Here is an 18,621-nt window from a genome sequence, read left to right as displayed (position 1 = left end):
AGATGAGCAACAAGAAACTGATTGCAGGCAACTGGAAGATGAACGCCAGCCTGGCGGGCAGCGAAGCGCTGGTGCGCGGCGTGCTCGAAGGCCTGGTTGCCGCGCCTGCGGCGTGCGACGTGGCCATGTGCGTGCCGGCACCGTACTTCGCGGCGCTGCAGGGCTGGCTGGCTGGCCAGGCCGCGGTGCAGGCCGGCGCGCAGGATGTGTCGCAGCATGCCAGCGGTGCCTACACGGGCGAGATCAGCGCCGACATGCTGCGCGATTTCGGCGTGCGCTACGCCATCGTCGGCCATTCCGAACGCCGCCAATACCACGGCGAGACCGACGAGGTCGTCGCCGCCAAGGCGCAGCGTGCGCTTGCGGCGGGCATCACGCCCATCGTCTGCGTCGGCGAGACGCTGGCCGAGCGCGAAGCCGGCCAGACCGAAGAAGTGGTGCGGCGCCAGCTGGCCGCCGTCATCCATGTGAACGGCCATTGCATCACCGAGATCGTGGTGGCCTACGAGCCCGTCTGGGCCATCGGCACCGGCAAGACCGCCTCGCCCGAGCAGGCCCAGCAGGTGCATGCCGTGCTGCGCGCGCAGCTGGCGGCGGCCAGCAGCCATGCCGACCGCATCCCGCTGCTGTATGGCGGCAGCATGAACGCATCGAACGCGGCCAGCCTGCTGGCCCAGCCCGACATCGACGGCGGCCTGATCGGCGGCGCGTCGCTGAAGGTTCCGGATTTCCTGGCCATCGTGGCCGCTGCCCGCTGAAGGCACTGAAGAGGTTTTGCAGAGATGAACGTGTTGTTGAAGTTGGTCCTGGCGGTGCAGATCCTGTCCGCCCTCGGGATGATCGGTTTGATCCTGGTGCAGCATGGCAAGGGGGCGGACATGGGCGCCGCCTTCGGCAGCGGCAGTGCCGGCAGCCTGTTCGGCGCCAGCGGCAGCGCCAACTTCCTGTCGCGTACCACGGCGGTGCTGGCTGTCGTGTTCTTCGTCGCGACGCTGGCGCTCGCCTACTTCGGCAACCGCCAGCCGACGAGCTCCGGCAGCGTCCTGGAGCGTGCAGTGCAAGAGGCTCCGGCGCCGGCGTCGCAGATTCCGGGATCGGGTGTCTCCGCGCCTTCCGCACCGGCGGCGCCGGCTGTTCCTGCATCGGGCGCGGGCCAGATCCCGACGCAGTGATGCAGTGCGGGCACGCCATCTGGCGCACCCGCTAAATTTCCCCGGCGTCACCCGGGGAACCCTGTGGTTTCAGGGTAAACTCGAATGCTGTCTGGAAAGCCAAAAACTAGCTCGACAAGAGCGATGTTCCTCATGCCATCCAGACACGACAAAACCGCCGTCGTGGTGAAATTGGTAGACACGCTATCTTGAGGGGGTAGTGGCGAAAGCTGTGCGAGTTCGAGTCTCGCCGACGGCACCAACATAAGTCGGCATGCAACCCTCCCCGGGCTTGCATGCCGACGCAGCGGTGAAGAAGTCCTCCAGATGAACCTCGGCCAGTACCTCCCAGTCCTTTTGTTCATCCTGGTAGGCATTGGTGTAGGCATCGCACCGCAGGTTCTGGGCTATCTGCTCGGCCCCAACCGGCCCGACGCGGCCAAGAATTCGCCGTATGAATGCGGCTTCGAGGCCTTCGAGAACGCGCGCATGAAGTTCGATGTGCGCTACTACCTCGTCGCCATCCTGTTCATCCTGTTCGACCTCGAGATCGCGTTCCTGTTTCCCTGGGCCGTGGCGCTGAAGGACGTGGGCGTCGTCGGTTTCTGGGCCGTCGTCATGTTCCTGGCGATCCTGGTCGTCGGGTTCGTCTACGAGTGGAAGAAGGGTGCCCTGGACTGGGAATGATCCTGTTCGGGCAACTGGAGATTAGCTATGGCCATTGAAGGCGTATTCAAGGAAGGCTTCGTCACGACCTCGTATGACGCGGTCGTGAACTGGGCCAAGACCGGCTCGTTGTGGCCCATGACCTTCGGTCTGGCGTGCTGCGCGGTCGAGATGATGCATGCGGCCGCTGCGCGCTACGACATCGGCCGCTTCGGCGCCGAGGTGTTCCGCGCCAGCCCGCGCCAGTCCGACTTGATGATCGTGGCCGGCACGCTGTGCAACAAGATGGCGCCGGCGCTGCGCAAGGTCTACGACCAGATGGCCGAGCCGCGCTGGGTGCTGTCCATGGGCTCGTGCGCCAATGGCGGTGGCTATTACCACTACAGCTATTCGGTGGTGCGCGGCTGCGACCGCATCGTGCCGGTGGACGTCTACGTGCCGGGTTGCCCGCCCACGGCAGAAGCATTGATCTACGGGATCATCCAGCTGCAGCAGAAGATCCGCCGCACCCAAACCATCGCCCGCGTCTGATCCATGACCGTCTTTGCTGTTGATCTTGAAGTCCTGAAGGACACTGTTGCCACGACGCTGGGCGACAAGGTGCATGCGCTGGCCCTCGTGCGCGGCGAACTCACGCTGACCGTGAAGGCAGCCGACTACATCGATGCCATGCAGACCCTGCGCGATGCGCCCGGCTGCAGGTTCGAGCAGCTCATCGACCTGTGCGGCGTGGACTACTCGGCCTACCGCGACAGCGTCTGGGAAGGTCTGCGCTTCTGCGTGGTCTCGCACCTGCTGTCGGTCAGCCTGAACCAGCGCCTGCGCGTGAAGGTGTTCTGCGCCGACGACGACCTGCCCATGCTGCCGTCCGTCATGCACCTGTGGGCCTCGGCCAACTGGTTCGAGCGCGAGGCCTTCGACCTGTACGGCATCCTGTTCGACGGCCACATCGACCTGCGCCGCATCCTGACCGACTACGGCTTCATCGGCCACCCGTTCCGCAAGGACTTCCCGCTGTCGGGCCATGTCGAGATGCGCTACGACGAAGAGTTGCGCCGCGTGGTCTACCAGCCGGTGACCATCGAGCCGCGCGAGATCACGCCCCGCGTGATCCGCGAAGACAACTACGGCGGCCTGCACTGAAGGCGCGAGGCCGACCCGCGGACACCCCATGGCAGAAATCAAGAACTACACCCTGAACTTCGGGCCGCAGCACCCGGCCGCGCACGGCGTGCTGCGCCTGGTGATGGAGCTCGACGGCGAGGTCGTGCAACGCTGCGACCCGCACATCGGCCTGCTGCACCGCGCCACCGAGAAGCTGGCCGAGCACAAGACCTTCATCCAGTCGCTGCCCTACATGGACCGGCTGGACTACGTCTCGATGATGTGCAACGAGCACGCCTACTGCCTGGCCATCGAGAAGCTGCTGGGCATCGAGGTGCCGATCCGCGCGCAGTACATCCGCGTGATGTTCTCCGAGATCACGCGCATGCTGAACCACCTGATGTGGCTCGGCTCGCACGGCAACGACTGCGGCAGCTCCACCATCCTGATCTACGCGTTCCGCGAGCGCGAAGACCTGTTCGACATGTACGAGGCGGTCTCCGGCGCGCGCATGCACGCGGCCTATTTCCGTCCGGGCGGCGTCTACCGCGACCTGCCGGACACCATGCCGCAGTACACGGTCAGCAAGATCAAGAACGCCAAGGCGCTGGCGCGCATGAACGAGAACCGTCAGGGGTCCATGCTGGACTTCATCGACGACTTCACCAAGCGCTTCACGACCTACCTGGGCGAGTACCACACGCTGCTGACCGACAACCGCATCTGGAAGCAGCGCACCGTGGGCATCGGCGTCATGGACGCCGACCGCGCGCTGAACCTGGGCCTCACCGGCCCGATGCTGCGCGGCTCCGGCATCGCCTGGGACCTGCGCAAGAAGCAGCCCTACGACGTCTACGACAGGATGGATTTCGACATCCCGGTCGGCAAGACCGGCGACAGCTACGACCGCTACCTGGTCCGCATGGAAGAGCTGGCCCAGTCCAACCGCATCATCAAGCAGTGCGTGGACTGGCTGCGCGTGAACCCCGGCCCCGTCATCACCGACAACCACAAGGTGGCGGCGCCGTCGCGCGAGGGCATGAAGGCCAACATGGAAGAGCTGATCCACCACTTCAAGCTCTTCACCGAAGGTTTCCACGTGCCCGAAGGCGAGGCCTATGCCGCCGTCGAGCATCCCAAGGGCGAGTTCGGCATCTACCTCGTCAGCGACGGTGCCAACAAGCCCTACCGCCTGAAGATCCGTCCGCCCGGCTTCGTGCACCTGGCTGCGCTCGACGAGATGTCGCGCGGCCACATGCTGGCCGATGCCGTGGCCATCATCGGCACCTTGGACATCGTGTTCGGAGAGATCGACCGATGAGCTCTGCTCCCCATTCCGCACCGGCCGCGCCGGCGCCCGCGCTGTCGCAGGAAACGCTGGACCGTTTCGCGCGCGAGATCGCCAAGTACCCGTATGAAGGCCGCGCATCGGCCGTGATGGCCTGCCTGGCGATCGCGCAGCAGCAGCACGGCCATGTGTACCCCGAGCACGAGACGGTTATCGGCGGCCTGCTGGGCATGCCGACGATTGCAGTGCACGAGGTCACGACCTTCTACAACATGTACAACCAGCAGCCGGTCGGCCGCTTCAAGCTGAACGTCTGCACCAACCTGCCGTGTCAGCTGCGCGACGGCTACAAGGCGCTGCACCACCTCGAGCACAAGCTCGGCATCAGCATGGGCGAGACCACGGCCGATGGCCTGTTCACGCTGCAGCAGAGCGAGTGCCTGGGCGCCTGCGCCGACTCGCCCGTGATGCTCGTCAACGACCGCACCATGTGCAGCTTCATGAGCGAAGACAAGCTCGACCAGCTGGTCGACGGTTTGCGCCAGGCGGCTGCAGAGGAGGGCAAGGCATGAACGCGGAACAAGTCCTGTCGCAGTTCGCGGCCACCGGGGTGCAGACCTGCTTCCACGGCCGGCACATCGACCCGCAGATCTACGCCGACCTCGACGGCAGCAACTGGCGCCTGAAGGACTATGAGTCCCGCGGCGGCTACCAGGCCCTGAAGAAGATCCTGGCTGCCGATGGCGGCGAGGGTCTCACCCAGGACCAGGTCATCGCGACCATGAAGGAATCGGCCCTGCGCGGCCGTGGCGGCGCCGGCTTTCCGAGCGGCCTGAAGTGGAGCTTCATGCCGCGCCAGTTCCCGGGCCAGAAGTACCTGGTCTGCAACTCGGACGAGGGCGAGCCCGGTACCTGCAAGGACCGCGACATCATGATGTACAACCCGCACATCGTGATCGAGGGCATGATCATCGCGGCCTACGCGATGGGCATCACGGTCGGCTACAACTACATCCACGGCGAGATCTTCCAGGTCTACGAACGCTTCGAAGAGGCGCTCGAAGAGGCGCGCGCGGCCGGCTACCTGGGCGACCAGATCCTGGGCAGCAAGCACACGTTCCAGCTGCACGCATCGCACGGCTTCGGCGCCTACATCTGCGGCGAAGAGACGGCGCTGCTCGAATCGCTGGAAGGCAAGAAGGGCCAGCCGCGCTTCAAGCCGCCGTTCCCGGCCAGCTTCGGCCTGTATGGCAAGCCGACCACGATCAACAACACCGAGACCTTCGCGGCCGTGCCCTGGATCATCCGCCATGGCGGCCAGGCTTACCTCGCGTGCGGCAAGCCCAACAACGGCGGCACCAAGATCTTCTCGGTCTCGGGCGACGTCGAACTGCCGGGCAACTACGAGATCCCGATGGGCACGCCGTTCACCAAGCTGCTGGAGCTGGCCGGCGGCGTGCGCAAGGGCCGCACGCTCAAGGCCGTGATCCCGGGCGGGTCGTCCTCGCCGGTGCTGCCGGCCGCGATCATGAACGAGTGCACGATGGACTACGACTCCATCGCCAAGGCCGGCTCCATGCTTGGCTCGGGCGCGCTGATCGTGATGGACGACACGCGCTGCATGGTCGAGTCGCTCAAGCGCCTGTCCTATTTCTACATGCACGAGTCCTGCGGCCAGTGCACGCCCTGCCGCGAAGGCACGGGCTGGCTCTGGCGCCTGGTCGACAAGGTGCACCGCGGCGAAGGCCAGTCCAGCGACATGGACCTGCTGAACTCCATCGCAGACAACATCCAGGGCCGCACGATCTGCGCGCTCGGCGACGCCGCGGCGATGCCGGTGCGCGCCATGATCAAGCACTACCGGCACGAGTTCGAGGCCATGGTCAAGAAACCCGCGACGGCGCAGGCCTGAACGAGAAGCACCCGATATGGTTGAAATCCAAGTCGACGGCAAGAAGGTCGAGATCGCCGAAGGCAGCATGGTCATGCATGCGGCCGACAAGGCCGGGACCTACATCCCGCACTTCTGCTACCACAAGAAACTGTCCATCGCGGCCAACTGCCGCATGTGCCTGGTGGACGTGGAGAAGGCGCCCAAGCCCATGCCGGCCTGCGCCACCCCGGTCACGCAGGGCATGATCGTCCACACCAAGAGCGACAAGGCGCTGAAGGCGCAGAAGTCGGTCATGGAGTTCCTGCTCATCAACCACCCGCTGGATTGCCCGATCTGCGACCAGGGTGGCGAATGCCAGCTGCAGGACCTGGCGGTCGGGTACGGCGGTTCGTCCTCGCGCTATGTCGAGGAGAAGCGCGTGGTGTTCCACAAGGACGTGGGCCCGCTGATCTCCATGGAGGAGATGAGCCGCTGCATCCATTGCACGCGCTGCGTGCGTTTCGGCCAGGAAGTCTCCGGCATCATGGAGCTGGGCATGATCCACCGGGGCGAGCACTCCGAGATCACGACCATCACGGGCGAGACCGTCGATTCTGAGCTGTCGGGCAACATGATCGACATCTGCCCGGTCGGCGCGCTCACGAGCAAGCCCTTCCGCTACAGCGCCCGCACCTGGGAGCTGTCGCGCCGCAAGAGCGTGAGCCCGCACGATTCCACCGGTGCCAACCTGATCGTGCAGGTCAAGAACCACAAGGTCATGCGCGTGGTGCCGCTGGAGAACGACGCCGTCAACGAATGCTGGATCGCAGACCGCGACCGCTTCTCGTACGAAGCGCTGAACAGCGACGAGCGCCTGACGCAGCCCATGCTCAAGCAGGGCGGCCAGTGGCAGAGCGTCGATTGGCAGACCGCGCTGGAGTACGTGGCCAACGGCCTGAAGCAGATCAAGGCCGACCACGGCGCCGCGAGCATCGGCCTGCTGGCCAGCCCGCACAGCACGCTGGAAGAGCTGAGCCTGGCCGGCGCGCTGGTGCGCGGCCTCGGCAGCGACAACATCGACCACCGCCTGCGCCATGCCGAGTTCGCGCCGGCCGAAGGCGTGCGCTGGCTGGGCCTGCCCGTGGCGGCGCTGACCACGCTGCAGCGCGTGCTGGTCGTGGGCTCCAACCTGCGCAAGGACCATCCGCTGTTCGCGCAGCGCATCCGCCAGGCCACCCGCAAGGGCGCCAAGGTGCATGCGATCGCCTCGTGCGCGCAACTGGCCGATGCCGATGCCTGGGCCATGGCCCTGGGCGCGACGCTGAAGGCCGAGGCCGGCGACTGGCTGCAGGCCCTGGCCGATGTGGCCACCGCCGTCGGTGCCGAGAAGGGCGTCGCTGCGCCGGCCGCAGGCCAGGCCCATGAAGCGGCCCAGGCCATCGCCAAGTCCCTGCTGGGCGGCGACCGCAAGGCCGTGTTGCTGGGCAATGGCGCTGCACACCACGCCCAGGCCGCCAGCCTGCTGGCGCTGGCGCAGTGGATCGCCGAACAGACCGGCGCCAGCTTCGGCTACCTGACCGAAGCCGCCAACACGGTCGGCGCGCAGTTCGTCGGCGCGCAGCCCCAGGCCGATGGCCGCCACGCCGCCCAGATGCTGGCCGGTGGCCTCAAGGCGGTGGTGCTGCTCAACAACGAGCCCGAGTTCGACTCTGCGGCCGGCGCCAGTGCCGCCGCTGCACTCGACGCTGCCGAGATGGTCGTCACGCTGAGCCCGTTCAAGGCCAACATGGCGTTCTCCGACGTGCTGCTGCCGATCGCGCCGTTCACCGAGACCTCGGGCAGCTTCGCCAACGCCGAGGGCCGCGTGCAGAGCTTCCATGCCGTGGTGCGTCCGCTCGGCGAGGCGCGCCCGGCCTGGAAGGTGATCCGCGTGCTCGGCAACATGCTGGGCTTGCCGGGCTTTGCACAGGAGTCCTCGCAGGACGTGCTGGCAACCCTGGGCCTGGCACAGGCCGACGGCGTCGCACGCATCCCGGCCGAGCGCCTGTCGAACGCGACGCGCGCCAGCGTTGCCGCCGCCAGCGCGGTGGCGGCACCGTCCGTCGCCAGCATTTACCAGTTGGACAGCCTGGTGCGCCGGGCCACGTCCTTGCAGTTGACCGCGGATGCGCGGCAAGCCCAGGGAGCAAGCGCAGCATGATCGACAGCATCTACGGTTTCGGCCAAGGCCTGGTCGGCGCCAGTTGGTGGGCCGGCGGCGCCTGGCCCGTGATCTGGTCCATGATCAAGATCCTTTGCGTGCTGCTGCCCCTGTTGGGTGCCGTGGCCTACGCGACGCTCTGGGAGCGCAAGTTCCTGGGCTGGATCCAGGTCCGCCACGGCCCCAACCGCGTCGGTCCCATGGGCCTGCTGCAGCCGATCGCCGACGCGCTGAAGCTGCTGACCAAGGAACTGATCAACCCCACTGCCGCCAGCAGCGGGCTGTTCCGCCTGGGGCCCATCATGGCCATCATGCCGGCGCTGGCCGCCTGGGTGGCCGTGCCTTTCGGCCCCGAGGCCGTGATCGCCAACGTCAACGCCGGCCTGCTCCTGATCATGGCCATCACCTCGATCGAGGTGTACGGCGTGATCATCGCGGGCTGGGCCTCGAACTCCAAGTACGCCTTCCTGGGCGCGCTGCGCGCCTCGGCGCAGATGGTGAGCTACGAGATCGCCATGGGCTTTTGCCTGGTGATCGTGATCATGGTGTCGGGCAGCCTGCACCTGGGCGAGATCGTCGCCGCGCAGGCCAAGGGCATGGGCGCCAACATGGGCCTGGGCTTCCTGTCGTGGAACTGGCTGCCACTGCTGCCGGTGTTCTTCGTCTACCTGATCTCGGGCGTGGCCGAAACCAACCGCCACCCCTTCGACGTGGTCGAAGGCGAGGCCGAGATCGTGGCCGGCCACATGGTCGAGTACTCGGGCATGGGCTTTGCCATCTTCTTCCTGGCCGAGTACGCCAGCATGTGGCTGGTCTCCATCCTCGCCGTGCTGATGTTCCTGGGCGGCTGGCTGTCGCCCATCGGTTTCCTGGACTTCATTCCAGGCTGGATCTGGCTGGGCCTGAAGACCTTCTTCGTGCTCTCGCTGTTCATCTGGATCCGCGGCACGTTCCCGCGCTTCCGCTACGACCAGATCATGCGTCTGGGCTGGAAGATCTTCATCCCGGTCACGCTGGTCTGGCTCGTGCTGGTCGGCGGCTGGATGCAGACCTCCTGGAACATCTGGAAATGAGCGGAGAAACCACGATGACCACCGCTACCGCCACTGGCTTTTCCGTCAGGGACTTCCTCAAGAGCTTCATGCTCACCGAGCTCTTCAAGGGCATGGTGCTGACCGGCCGCTACGCGTTCAAGCGCAAGGTGACCGTGCAGTTCCCCGAGGAGAAGACACCGCTGTCCCCGCGCTTTCGCGGCCTGCACGCGCTGCGCCGCTACGAGAACGGCGAGGAGCGCTGCATCGCCTGCAAGCTCTGCGAGGCGGTCTGCCCGGCCATGGCCATCACGATCGAGTCGGACGTGCGCGAGGACGGTTCGCGCCGCACCACGCGCTACGACATCGACCTGACCAAGTGCATCTTCTGCGGCTTCTGCGAAGAGAGCTGCCCGGTCGATTCCATCGTCGAGACCCACATCCTCGAATACCACGGCGAAAAGCGCGGCGACCTGTACTTCACGAAGGACATGCTGCTGGCCGTGGGCGATCGCTACGAAAAAGAAATCTCGGCAGCCAAGGCCGCCGACGCCCCGTACCGCTAACGGCCAGGCGCCCCGAAGAAAAAAATGGACGTCAAGACAGGCTTCTTCTATCTGTTTTCGCTCGTGCTGCTGTTTGCGGCATTCCGGGTGATCACAGCGCGCAATCCGGTACATGCCGTGCTGTACCTGATCCTCGCGTTCTCGCAGGCTTCTGCGATCTGGCTGCTGCTGCAGGCCGAGTTCCTGGCCATCGTGCTGGTGCTGGTCTACCTCGGCGCGGTGCTCGTGCTGTTCCTCTTCGTCGTGATGATGCTGGATGTGGACGTCGAGGGCTTGCGGCAGGGCTTCTGGAAGCACTTCCCGCTGGCCGGTGCCATTGGCGTGCTGATCGCACTCGAGATGGCGGCCGTGCTGATGGGCGGCTTCCGCGCCACCGACGAGTCGCGCAACCTGGCCGGCGCGGCGGCGCAGGCCGGCGCGCAGGTGTCCAACACCAAGGCGCTGGGCATCCTGCTCTACACCGAATACCTCTACCCGGTCCAGGTCGCCGCGTGCATCCTGCTCGTGGCCATGATCGCCGCCATCGCGCTCACGCTGCGTGGCCGCAAGGACTCGCGCAACGTGCGCCCTGAAGACCAGGTCCATGTGCGTGCCGCCGACCGTGTCGCCCTGGTCAAGGTCGATCCCACGCGCCCGGCACCGCCACCACCGGCCCCACCGGTACCCCCTGCTCCGGCAGCCCAGGAGAAGAAGGCATGACGCTCAGTCTCGGTCATTTCCTGTCGCTGGGCGCGATGCTGTTCGCGCTGTCGGTGATCGGCATCTTCCTGAACCGCAAGAACCTGATCGTGCTGCTGATGGCCATCGAGCTGATGCTGCTGGCGGTCAACATGAACTTCGTGGCGTTCTCGTACTACCTGAACGACATGCATGGGCAGATCTTCGTGTTCTTCATCCTGACCGTGGCGGCCGCCGAGTCCGCCATCGGCCTGGCGATCCTGGTGCTGCTGTTCCGCAATCGCTCCAGCATCAACGTGGACGAACTCAACACGCTCAAGGGCTGAGAACAACAACATGAGCCAAACACTCTCGGCCTCGACGCTCCTGGCCGTCCCGATGGCGCCGCTGGTCGGCTCCGTGCTGGCCGGCATCTTCGGCACCGCTTTCGGCGGCAACAAGTTCGGCCGCCGCCTGTCGCACTCACTGACGATCCTGGGCGTGCTGGTGGCCTTCATCATCTCGGCGATGACGCTCAAGAGCGTGGCGCTCGATGGCGCGCGCTTCAACGAGACGCTGTACACCTGGATGGTGGTCGGCAACCTCAAGATGGAAGTCGGCTTCCTGGTCGACGGCCTGACGGCCATGATGATGGTGGTCGTGACCTTCGTGTCGCTGATGGTGCACATCTACACCATCGGCTACATGGAGGAGGACGCCGGCTACAACCGCTTCTTCGCCTACATCTCGCTGTTCACCTTCTCCATGCTGATGCTCGTGATGAGCAACAACATGCTGCAGCTGTTCTTCGGCTGGGAAGCCGTGGGCCTGGTGTCCTATCTGTTGATCGGCTTCTGGTTCAACAAGCCGACGGCCATCTTCGCCAACATGAAGGCCTTCCTGGTCAACCGTGTGGGCGACTTCGGCTTCATCCTGGGCATCGGCCTCATCGCTGCCTACGCCGGCACGCTGAACTACACCGAGATCTTCGGCCAAGCCGACGCCATCGGCAAGCTGGGCTTCCCGGGCACCGACTGGATGCTGGTCACCGTGATCTGCATCTGCCTGTTCATCGGCGCCATGGGCAAGAGCGCGCAGTTTCCGCTGCACGTTTGGCTGCCCGACTCCATGGAAGGCCCGACGCCGATCTCCGCGCTGATCCACGCCGCCACGATGGTGACGGCCGGCATCTTCATGGTCGCGCGCATGTCGCCGCTGTTCGAGCTGTCCGACACGGCGCTCAACTTCATCCTCGTGATCGGCTCCATCACCGCGCTGTTCATGGGCTTCCTGGGCATCATCCAGAACGACATCAAGCGCGTGGTGGCCTATTCCACGCTGTCGCAGCTGGGCTACATGACGGTGGCGCTGGGTGCGTCGGCCTACTCCGTCGCCGTGTTCCACCTGATGACGCACGCCTTCTTCAAGGCGCTGCTGTTCCTCGGTGCCGGCTCGGTGATCATGGGCATGCACCACAATCAGGACATCCGCTGGATGGGCGGCGTGCGCAAGTACATGCCCATCACCTGGATGACCTCGCTGCTGGGCTCGCTGGCATTGATCGGCACGCCGCTGTTCTCGGGCTTCTATTCCAAGGACAGCATCATCATCGCCACGCACGCCAGCCACCTGCCGGGCGCCGGCTTCGCGCAATTCGCCGTGATGGCAGGCGTGTTCGTCACCGCGTTCTACTCGTTCCGCATGTACTTCCTGGTCTTCCACGGCAAGGAACGCTACGACCAGAACCCCGACGCGCACCACGATGCGCACGATGACCACCATGGGCATGACGACCATGGCCACGGCCACGATCCGCACGAGTCGCCCTGGGTCGTCACGGCGCCGCTGGTGCTGCTGGCCATCCCCTCGGTCATCATCGGCTACCTGACCATCGGCCCGATGCTGTTCGGCGAGTTCTTCAAGGATTCGATCTTCGTCAACGGCGCGCTGCACCACGCCATGGCCGAGCTGGCCGAGGAATACCACGGCCCCGTGGCCATGGCCCTGCACGGCCTGCAGACCGCGCCGTTCTGGCTGGCGCTGGCCGGCGTGGCCCTGTCCTACTACATGTACATGGTCAACCCGGCGCTGCCGGCAGCCATCAAGCGTGCCTGCATGCCGGTCTACACGCTGCTGGAGAACAAGTACTACCTGGACTGGATCAACGAGAACATCCTGGCGCGTGGCGCCCGTGCCCTGGGCTTCGGCCTGTGGAAGGGCGGCGACCAGGCCATCATCGACGGCGCCGTGGTCAACGGCTCGTGGAAGCTGGTGGGCTGGGTCGCGGGCGTCGTGCGCCGCGTGCAGACCGGCTTCATCTACCACTATGCGCTGGTCATGATCCTCGGCATCTTCGTGCTGATGACGTACTTCGTCTGGTTCAACAAGTAAGGCTGAGGGAGAAGAACAAAAATGGGTTTGTTGAGCCTCGCGATCTGGACGCCGATCTTCTTCGGCGCCGTGCTGCTGGCCCTGGGCAGGGATGAGCACGTGCGCGCCGTGCGCTGGGTGGCGCTGATCGGCGCCATCGTCAGCCTGCTGGTCACCTTGCCGCTGTACAGCGGTTTCGACAACGCGACGGCTGCCATGCAGTTCGTCGAGAAAGCGCCGTGGATCGAGCGCTTCAATGTGCACTACCACCTGGGCCTGGACGGCATCTCGTTCTGGTTCGTGCCGCTGACGGCCTTCATCACGGTGATCGTCGTGATCGCCGGCTGGGAGGCCATCACCTCGCGCGTGAACCAGTACATGGGCGCATTCCTGATCCTGTCGGGCCTCATGATCGGCGTGTTCTCCGCGCTGGACGGCCTGCTGTTCTACGTGTTCTTCGAGGCCACGCTGATCCCGATGTACCTGATCATCGGCATCTGGGGCGGCCCCAACAAGATCTATGCGGCGTTCAAGTTCTTCCTGTACACGCTGCTGGGTTCGCTGCTGCTGCTGATCGCGCTGATCTACCTGTACGTGCACTCGGGCGGCAGCTTCGACATCCAGACCTGGCACGACTTGCCGCTGCCGCGCACCGCGCAGACGCTGCTGTTCTTCGGCTTCTTCGCGGCCTTCGCCGTCAAGGTGCCGATGTGGCCGGTGCACACCTGGCTGCCGGACGTGCACGTGGAAGCGCCCACGGGCGGCTCCGCCGTGCTGGCCGCCATCATGCTGAAGCTGGGCGCCTACGGCTTCCTGCGTTTCTCGATGCCGATCGCACCCGATGCCGCCCACGAATGGGCCTGGCTCATGGTCGCGCTGTCGCTGATCGCGGTGATCTACGTCGGCCTCGTTGCCATGGTGCAGCAGGACATGAAGAAGCTGGTAGCCTACTCCTCGGTCGCGCACATGGGCTTCGTCACGCTGGGCTTCTTCATCTTCAACGACCTGGGCGTCTCGGGTGGCCTGGTGCAGATGATCGCGCACGGCTTCGTGTCCGGCGCCATGTTCCTGTGCATCGGCGTGCTGTACGACCGCGTGCACTCGCGTGAGATCGCAGCCTACGGCGGCGTGGTCAACACCATGCCCAAGTTCGCGGCCTTCGCGCTGCTGTTCGCCATGGCCAACTGCGGCCTGCCGGGCACGGCCGGTTTCGTCGGCGAGTGGATGGTGATCCTGGGCGCGGTGAAGGCCAACTTCTGGATCGGCCTGGCCTCGGCCACGGCGCTGATCTTCGGCGCGGCCTACACGTTGTGGATGTTCAAGCGCGTCTACCTGGGGCCGGTGGCCAACGACCACGTCAAGGAGCTGGAAGACATCAACGCCCGCGAATTCCTGATGCTGGCGCTGCTGGCCATCGCCGTGCTGGCCATGGGCATCTATCCCAAGCCCTTCACCGACGTGATGGACGTGTCGGTGGCCGAGTTGCTCAAGCACGTGGCTGTGTCCAAGCTGAACTGAGCGGGGCGAGAACGAGAAGATATGGACAAAATCAGCTGGATCACCGTCTACCCGGAAATCGTGCTGCTGGTCATGGCCTGCGTGATCGCGCTGGTCGACCTGGCAGTCAAGAGCCCGCGCCGCACCGCCACCTATGTGCTCACGCTGCTGAGCCTGGCCGTGGTGGCCGTGCTGCACGGCACCTACGCTTCGGGCAACACCACCTTGTACGGCTTCGGCGGCATGGTGGTCAGCGACCCCATGGGCAACTGGCTCAAGTGCTTCGCCACCGTGGCCGTGATGGTCACGCTGGTCTATGGCCGCCCGTATTCGGCCGACCGCGGCATGCTGCGCGGTGGCGAGCTGTTCACGCTGTCGATGTTCGCGCTGCTGGGCATGTCGGTGATGATCTCGGGCGGCAACTTCCTGGTCATCTACATGGGCCTGGAACTGCTCACGCTGTCGAGCTACGCGCTGGTGGCGCTGCGCCGCGACAACGCGGTCGCCAGCGAAGCCGCGATGAAGTACTTCGTGCTGGGCGCGCTGGCATCGGGCTTCCTGCTCTATGGCCTATCGATGATGTACGGCGCCACCGGTTCGCTGGACATCAACGAAGTGTTCAAGGCCGTCGCCTCGGGCCAGGTCCAGCACCAGGTGCTGGTGTTCGGCCTGGTGTTCATCGTCTCCGGCCTGGCCTTCAAGCTCGGCGTGGTGCCGTTCCACATGTGGGTGCCCGACGTCTACCACGGCGCGCCCACGGCCGTGACGCTGATGATCGCCGGCGCGCCCAAGCTTGCCGCCTTCGCCATCGTGATCCGCCTGCTGGTGGAGGGCCTGCTGCCGCTGGCGATCGACTGGCAGCAGATGCTGGTGGTGCTGTCCATCGCGTCGCTGCTCATCGGCAACCTGGCCGCGGTGATGCAGAGCAACCTGAAGCGCATGCTCGCCTACTCGACGATCTCGCAGATGGGCTTCGTGCTGCTGGGCCTGCTGGCCGGCGTGGTCAACGGCAACACGCTGTCGGCCGCCAACGCCTACAGCTCGTCGATGTTCTACGTCGTGACCTACGTGCTGACCACGCTGGCCAGCTTCGGCGTGCTGCTGCTGCTGGCGCGCGAGGGCTTCGAGAGCGACGAGGTGGTCGACCTGGCCGGCTTGAACCAGCGCAGCCCGCTGTACGCTGCCGTGATGGCGATCTGCATGTTCTCGCTGGCCGGCATCCCGCCGATGGTGGGCTTCTACGCCAAGCTGTCGGTGCTGCAGACGCTGGTGGCCTCGGGCGAGGCTTTCCTGGTCGGCCTGGCGATCTTCGCCGTGATCATGTCGCTGATCGGCGCCTTCTACTACCTGCGCGTCGTCAAGGTCATGTACTTCGACGCACCGATCACGGCCAGCACGGTCTCGGCGCCGCTGGACGTGCGCGCCGTGCTGTCGGTCAACGGTGCCCTGGTGCTGCTGCTGGGCATCGTGCCTGGCGGCCTGATGGCGCTGTGCGTGCAGGCCATCACGCTGACGCTGGGTACCTGAGTTGGCGCCTGATGCGGCGGTCTGGCTCGTGATCCTGGCGGCCGTGGTGGCCGCCAACCTGCCATTCCTCACGCAGAGGCTGTTCATCGGCTGGCGCTTGGCCCAGGGCAAGGGCCTGGCCTTGCGGCTGCTGGAGCTGCTGGTGTACTACTTGCTGGTCGGTGCATTGGGGCTGCTGCTCGAACGCAACGTGGGCCGCATCGCGCCCCAGGGCTGGGAGTTCTACGCCGTCACCGCCGCGCTGTTCGTGACGCTGGCCTTCCCGGGCTTCGTCTGGCGCTACCTGCTCAAGCATAGGCACTGACATGGTCAGCGGCGACTCCCATCTGACCGAGGAGACCGTGCAGCGCGAGGAGCTGCTGCGCGGCCGTTTCCTGCACGTGCTGCGCGACACGGTGCGCCTGCCCGATGGCGGCAGCGACACGCGCGAGTACATCGTGCACCCGGGCGCCGTGATGGTTGTGCCCTTGCTCGACGATGGCCGCGTCGTGCTGGAGCGCCAGTACCGCCACCCCATGGGCCGCGTGATGGTCGAGTTCCCGGCCGGCAAGCTCGACGCCTTTGAGGACACCTGGGCCTGCGGGCGGCGCGAACTGCTGGAAGAAACCGGCTACACGGCGCGCGAGTGGGCCAAGGCGGGCGTGCTGCACCCGGTCATTTCCTACTCCACGGAGTTCATCGAGATCTGGTTCGCGCGCGGCCTGGCGCTGCAGGAACGCCATCTCGATGCGGGCGAGTTCCTCGAGGTCTTCAGCGCCAGCGTGGACCAACTGCTGGCCTGGTGCCGCGACGGCACGGTCACCGACGCCAAGACGCTGAGCGCTGCGCTGTGGCTGCAGAACTGGCGTGCCGGTGCATGGGATTTGCAGTGGCAGCCCAGCCCCGACGCGGCCGGCGCAGGACAATCGGGCCCATGAAAGTCCTGGACCTCCAGTGCCCCCATGGCCACAGCTTCGAAGGCTGGTTCGGCTCAGAAGACGATTTCCAGTCGCAGCTGGCGCGCCAGCTGGTGGAGTGCCCGTTCTGCGGCGACACGGCGGTGGTCAAGAAGCTGTCCGCGCCGCGGCTGAACCTGGGTGGCGTTGCTGAACCCGAGGCCAGGCGCGATGTGGCGGTGGTGGAACCGCAAATGCAGGCAGCCTGGATGAAGATGGTGCGCCACGTGCTGGCCAACACCGAGGACGTGGGCGCCAAGTTCGCCGAGGAGGCGCGCCGCATCCACTACGGCGAGAGCGCGGAGCGCAGCATCCGCGGCCAGGCCTCGCGCGAGGAGACCGAGTCGCTGCTGGAGGAGGGCATCGCCGTGATGCCCTTGCCGATTCCCAAGGCGCTCAAAGAGCCCCTGCAGTGATCCCGCTCAGGGATACAGGCCGCGCAGTTCGCGCGTGTGCAGGATGCGCTCGCAGGCCACGATGAAGGTGGCGGTTCGCAGGCTCACCTTGTGCTGCTCGGCCACCTGCCACACGCCCGCGAAAGCCTGCTGCATCACGCGCACCAGGCGCTTGTTGATCTCGTCCTCGTCCCAGAAGAAGCTGCTGAAGTCCTGCACCCACTCGAAGTAGCTGACCGTCACGCCGCCGGCGTTGGCGATCACGTCGGGCAGCACCAGCACGTTGCGCTCGTGCAGGATGTCGTCCGCCTCGGGCGTCGTCGGGCCGTTGGCGCCCTCGATCACCATGCGGGCCTGGATGCGGTGCGCATTGGCCTTGGTGATCTGCTGCTCCAGCGCGGCGGGAATCATGATGTCGCAGGGCACGTCCCAGAACTTGTCGGCTTCCATGGCCTCGGCGTGTTCGAAGCCCGCCACCGTGCCCTTCTCGGCCACGTGCTTGAGCAGCGATGGCACGTCCAGTCCGGCCTCGCGGTAGATCGCGCCACCATGGTCCTGCACGGCCACCACGCGGGCGCCGGCTTCGGCGAACAGCTTGCCTGCGATGCCGCCCACATTGCCGAAGCCCTGCACCGCGACGGCCGCCTTGGCCACGTCCAGCCCGATGCGCTTGGCCGCTTCCGCGCCCACGGTGAACACGCCGCGGCCCGTGGCCTCGCGCCGGCCGAGCGAGCCACCCAGGTCGACCGGCTTGCCGGTCACCACGCCGGTGGCGGTGGAGCCCTGGTTCATGGAGTAGGTGTCCATCATCCAGGCCATGATCTGCTCGTTGGTGTTGACGTCCGGTGCCGGGATGTCCTTGGTCGGGCCGATGATGATGCCGATCTCGCTGGTGTAGCGGCGCGTCATGCGTTCCAGCTCGCCGCGCGACAGCGTCTTCGGGTCGACGCGGATTCCGCCCTTGGCGCCACCGTAGGGCACGTTCACGGCCGCGTTCTTGATCGACATCCAGGCCGACAGCGCCATCACCTCGGACAGCGTCACGTCCTGGTGGAAGCGCACGCCGCCCTTGCCCGGGCCGCGCGAGGTGTTGTGCTGCACGCGGTAGCCCTCGAAGTGGGCGATGCGGCCGTCGTCCAGGTGGATCGGCACGTCCACCACCAGGATGCGCTTGGGCCGCTTGAGCGTTTCCACCCAGCGCGCCAGGTTGCCCAGGTAGGGTTCGACGCGGTCGACCTGCTGCAAGAAGATGCCCCACGGACCGAGGTGCTCGGCCTGCAGGTAGGAGGGCAGGGGATGCGCGGTGGGCGCCGGGGTGGAAGAGGATGTCGCCATGGACTGGCTCCTGTTGTTGTAGAGGA

At 65.8% G+C, this 18,621-nt stretch carries 20 protein-coding genes and 1 tRNA gene; 20 read left to right on the top strand and 1 reads right to left on the bottom strand.

Annotated features, from left to right (window positions below):
- The first annotated feature begins 2 nt into the window (after nucleotides 1–2).
- The 20 genes from tpiA to ASF44_RS09880 all read left to right on the top strand — a co-directional run bounded on the left by tpiA (nucleotide 3) and on the right by ASF44_RS09880 (nucleotide 17,281).
- Nucleotides 3–758, top strand: a complete 756-nt coding sequence (gene tpiA / locus ASF44_RS09975) for a triose-phosphate isomerase (protein WP_156374436.1) — start codon at nucleotides 3–5, stop codon at nucleotides 756–758.
- Between the two features lie 24 nt (nucleotides 759–782).
- Nucleotides 783–1,172 (top strand): preprotein translocase subunit SecG, encoded by a 390-nt coding sequence (secG, locus tag ASF44_RS09970; RefSeq protein WP_056899060.1) that lies wholly within the window; start codon nucleotides 783–785, stop codon nucleotides 1,170–1,172.
- Nucleotides 1,173–1,328: 156 nt separating this feature from the next.
- Nucleotides 1,329–1,413, top strand: a tRNA-Leu gene (locus ASF44_RS09965).
- A 65-nt stretch (nucleotides 1,414–1,478) separates the two neighbouring features.
- Nucleotides 1,479–1,838, top strand: a complete 360-nt coding sequence (locus tag ASF44_RS09960; protein WP_056899059.1) for an NADH-quinone oxidoreductase subunit A — start codon at nucleotides 1,479–1,481, stop codon at nucleotides 1,836–1,838.
- 27 nt (nucleotides 1,839–1,865) lie between these two features.
- Entirely contained in the window at nucleotides 1,866–2,348 is a 483-nt protein-coding gene (locus tag ASF44_RS09955; RefSeq protein ID WP_056175322.1) for an NADH-quinone oxidoreductase subunit B family protein, read from the top strand.
- Between the two features lie 3 nt (nucleotides 2,349–2,351).
- A complete protein-coding gene (locus ASF44_RS09950; protein WP_056899058.1) occupies nucleotides 2,352–2,960 on the top strand; it encodes an NADH-quinone oxidoreductase subunit C in 609 nt (202 codons plus the stop codon).
- 28 nt (nucleotides 2,961–2,988) lie between these two features.
- Nucleotides 2,989–4,242 (top strand): NADH-quinone oxidoreductase subunit D, encoded by a 1,254-nt coding sequence (locus ASF44_RS09945; RefSeq protein ID WP_056658260.1) that lies wholly within the window; start codon nucleotides 2,989–2,991, stop codon nucleotides 4,240–4,242.
- Nucleotides 4,239–4,781, top strand: a complete 543-nt coding sequence (gene nuoE / locus ASF44_RS09940) for an NAD(P)H-dependent oxidoreductase subunit E (RefSeq protein WP_056899057.1) — start codon at nucleotides 4,239–4,241, stop codon at nucleotides 4,779–4,781. Before ASF44_RS09945 ends, nuoE begins: the two co-directional genes overlap by 4 nt.
- On the top strand, nucleotides 4,778–6,121 hold the full coding sequence (gene nuoF, locus ASF44_RS09935; protein ID WP_056899056.1) for an NADH-quinone oxidoreductase subunit NuoF: 1,344 nt from the start codon (nucleotides 4,778–4,780) through the stop codon (nucleotides 6,119–6,121). The genes nuoE and nuoF overlap by 4 nt, the downstream gene beginning before the upstream one ends.
- A gap of 16 nt (nucleotides 6,122–6,137) precedes the next feature.
- A complete protein-coding gene (nuoG, locus tag ASF44_RS09930; RefSeq protein WP_056899055.1) occupies nucleotides 6,138–8,282 on the top strand; it encodes an NADH-quinone oxidoreductase subunit NuoG in 2,145 nt (714 codons plus the stop codon).
- Nucleotides 8,279–9,355, top strand: a complete 1,077-nt coding sequence (gene nuoH, locus ASF44_RS09925; RefSeq protein ID WP_056899054.1) for an NADH-quinone oxidoreductase subunit NuoH — start codon at nucleotides 8,279–8,281, stop codon at nucleotides 9,353–9,355. The genes nuoG and nuoH overlap by 4 nt, the downstream gene beginning before the upstream one ends.
- 14 nt (nucleotides 9,356–9,369) lie before the next feature.
- Nucleotides 9,370–9,879: an NADH-quinone oxidoreductase subunit NuoI gene (gene nuoI / locus ASF44_RS09920; protein ID WP_056899053.1), complete on the top strand. Its 510-nt coding sequence runs from the start codon at nucleotides 9,370–9,372 to the stop codon at nucleotides 9,877–9,879.
- Nucleotides 9,880–9,903: 24 nt separating this feature from the next.
- Nucleotides 9,904–10,578, top strand: coding sequence for an NADH-quinone oxidoreductase subunit J (locus ASF44_RS09915; RefSeq protein WP_056899052.1), 675 nt, complete (start codon nucleotides 9,904–9,906; stop codon nucleotides 10,576–10,578).
- On the top strand, nucleotides 10,575–10,883 hold the full coding sequence (gene nuoK, locus ASF44_RS09910) for an NADH-quinone oxidoreductase subunit NuoK (RefSeq protein ID WP_056175349.1): 309 nt from the start codon (nucleotides 10,575–10,577) through the stop codon (nucleotides 10,881–10,883). Before ASF44_RS09915 ends, nuoK begins: the two co-directional genes overlap by 4 nt.
- 10 nt (nucleotides 10,884–10,893) lie before the next feature.
- Nucleotides 10,894–12,927 (top strand): NADH-quinone oxidoreductase subunit L, encoded by a 2,034-nt coding sequence (gene nuoL / locus ASF44_RS09905; RefSeq protein WP_056899051.1) that lies wholly within the window; start codon nucleotides 10,894–10,896, stop codon nucleotides 12,925–12,927.
- A gap of 21 nt (nucleotides 12,928–12,948) precedes the next feature.
- On the top strand, nucleotides 12,949–14,424 hold the full coding sequence (locus tag ASF44_RS09900) for an NADH-quinone oxidoreductase subunit M (RefSeq protein ID WP_056899050.1): 1,476 nt from the start codon (nucleotides 12,949–12,951) through the stop codon (nucleotides 14,422–14,424).
- A 21-nt stretch (nucleotides 14,425–14,445) separates the two neighbouring features.
- A complete protein-coding gene (gene nuoN, locus ASF44_RS09895; protein ID WP_056899049.1) occupies nucleotides 14,446–15,930 on the top strand; it encodes an NADH-quinone oxidoreductase subunit NuoN in 1,485 nt (494 codons plus the stop codon).
- Nucleotide 15,931: 1 nt separating this feature from the next.
- The gene (locus ASF44_RS09890; protein WP_056899048.1) at nucleotides 15,932–16,234 is read left to right on the top strand and encodes a DUF2818 family protein; all 303 of its coding nucleotides are present in this window, start codon (nucleotides 15,932–15,934) and stop codon (nucleotides 16,232–16,234) included.
- Between the two features lies 1 nt (nucleotide 16,235).
- Nucleotides 16,236–16,847, top strand: a complete 612-nt coding sequence (locus ASF44_RS09885; protein ID WP_056899047.1) for an NUDIX domain-containing protein — start codon at nucleotides 16,236–16,238, stop codon at nucleotides 16,845–16,847.
- Complete coding sequence (locus ASF44_RS09880; protein ID WP_056899046.1) at nucleotides 16,844–17,281, top strand: DUF1178 family protein; 438 nt, start codon at nucleotides 16,844–16,846, stop codon at nucleotides 17,279–17,281. Before ASF44_RS09885 ends, ASF44_RS09880 begins: the two co-directional genes overlap by 4 nt.
- Nucleotides 17,282–17,287: 6 nt before the next feature.
- On the opposite strand, the gene ASF44_RS09875 is transcribed toward ASF44_RS09880, so the two are convergent.
- Nucleotides 17,288–18,595 carry a Glu/Leu/Phe/Val dehydrogenase gene (locus ASF44_RS09875; protein ID WP_056899045.1) on the bottom strand — a complete coding sequence of 436 codons (1,308 nt, stop codon included), beginning with the start codon at nucleotides 18,593–18,595 and terminating at the stop codon, nucleotides 17,288–17,290.
- Between the last annotated feature and the right edge of the window lie 26 nt (nucleotides 18,596–18,621).

The sequence above is a fragment of the Pseudorhodoferax sp. Leaf274 genome (assembly GCF_001422445.1).
Lineage (GTDB): Bacteria > Pseudomonadota > Gammaproteobacteria > Burkholderiales > Burkholderiaceae_C > Pseudorhodoferax.
This window is presented reverse-complemented; position numbering and strand designations above follow the sequence as displayed.

Coding starts and splice junctions, on each gene's coding strand:
- tpiA (WP_156374436.1), top strand. CDS start 3: ATGAGCAACAAGAAACTGATTGCAGGCAACTGGAAGATGAACGCCAGC.
- secG (WP_056899060.1), top strand. CDS start 783: ATGAACGTGTTGTTGAAGTTGGTCCTGGCGGTGCAGATCCTGTCCGCC.
- ASF44_RS09960 (WP_056899059.1), top strand. CDS start 1,479: ATGAACCTCGGCCAGTACCTCCCAGTCCTTTTGTTCATCCTGGTAGGC.
- ASF44_RS09955 (WP_056175322.1), top strand. CDS start 1,866: ATGGCCATTGAAGGCGTATTCAAGGAAGGCTTCGTCACGACCTCGTAT.
- ASF44_RS09950 (WP_056899058.1), top strand. CDS start 2,352: ATGACCGTCTTTGCTGTTGATCTTGAAGTCCTGAAGGACACTGTTGCC.
- ASF44_RS09945 (WP_056658260.1), top strand. CDS start 2,989: ATGGCAGAAATCAAGAACTACACCCTGAACTTCGGGCCGCAGCACCCG.
- nuoE (WP_056899057.1), top strand. CDS start 4,239: ATGAGCTCTGCTCCCCATTCCGCACCGGCCGCGCCGGCGCCCGCGCTG.
- nuoF (WP_056899056.1), top strand. CDS start 4,778: ATGAACGCGGAACAAGTCCTGTCGCAGTTCGCGGCCACCGGGGTGCAG.
- nuoG (WP_056899055.1), top strand. CDS start 6,138: ATGGTTGAAATCCAAGTCGACGGCAAGAAGGTCGAGATCGCCGAAGGC.
- nuoH (WP_056899054.1), top strand. CDS start 8,279: ATGATCGACAGCATCTACGGTTTCGGCCAAGGCCTGGTCGGCGCCAGT.
- nuoI (WP_056899053.1), top strand. CDS start 9,370: ATGACCACCGCTACCGCCACTGGCTTTTCCGTCAGGGACTTCCTCAAG.
- ASF44_RS09915 (WP_056899052.1), top strand. CDS start 9,904: ATGGACGTCAAGACAGGCTTCTTCTATCTGTTTTCGCTCGTGCTGCTG.
- nuoK (WP_056175349.1), top strand. CDS start 10,575: ATGACGCTCAGTCTCGGTCATTTCCTGTCGCTGGGCGCGATGCTGTTC.
- nuoL (WP_056899051.1), top strand. CDS start 10,894: ATGAGCCAAACACTCTCGGCCTCGACGCTCCTGGCCGTCCCGATGGCG.
- ASF44_RS09900 (WP_056899050.1), top strand. CDS start 12,949: ATGGGTTTGTTGAGCCTCGCGATCTGGACGCCGATCTTCTTCGGCGCC.
- nuoN (WP_056899049.1), top strand. CDS start 14,446: ATGGACAAAATCAGCTGGATCACCGTCTACCCGGAAATCGTGCTGCTG.
- ASF44_RS09885 (WP_056899047.1), top strand. CDS start 16,236: ATGGTCAGCGGCGACTCCCATCTGACCGAGGAGACCGTGCAGCGCGAG.
- ASF44_RS09880 (WP_056899046.1), top strand. CDS start 16,844: ATGAAAGTCCTGGACCTCCAGTGCCCCCATGGCCACAGCTTCGAAGGC.
- ASF44_RS09875 (WP_056899045.1), bottom strand. CDS start 18,595: ATGGCGACATCCTCTTCCACCCCGGCGCCCACCGCGCATCCCCTGCCC.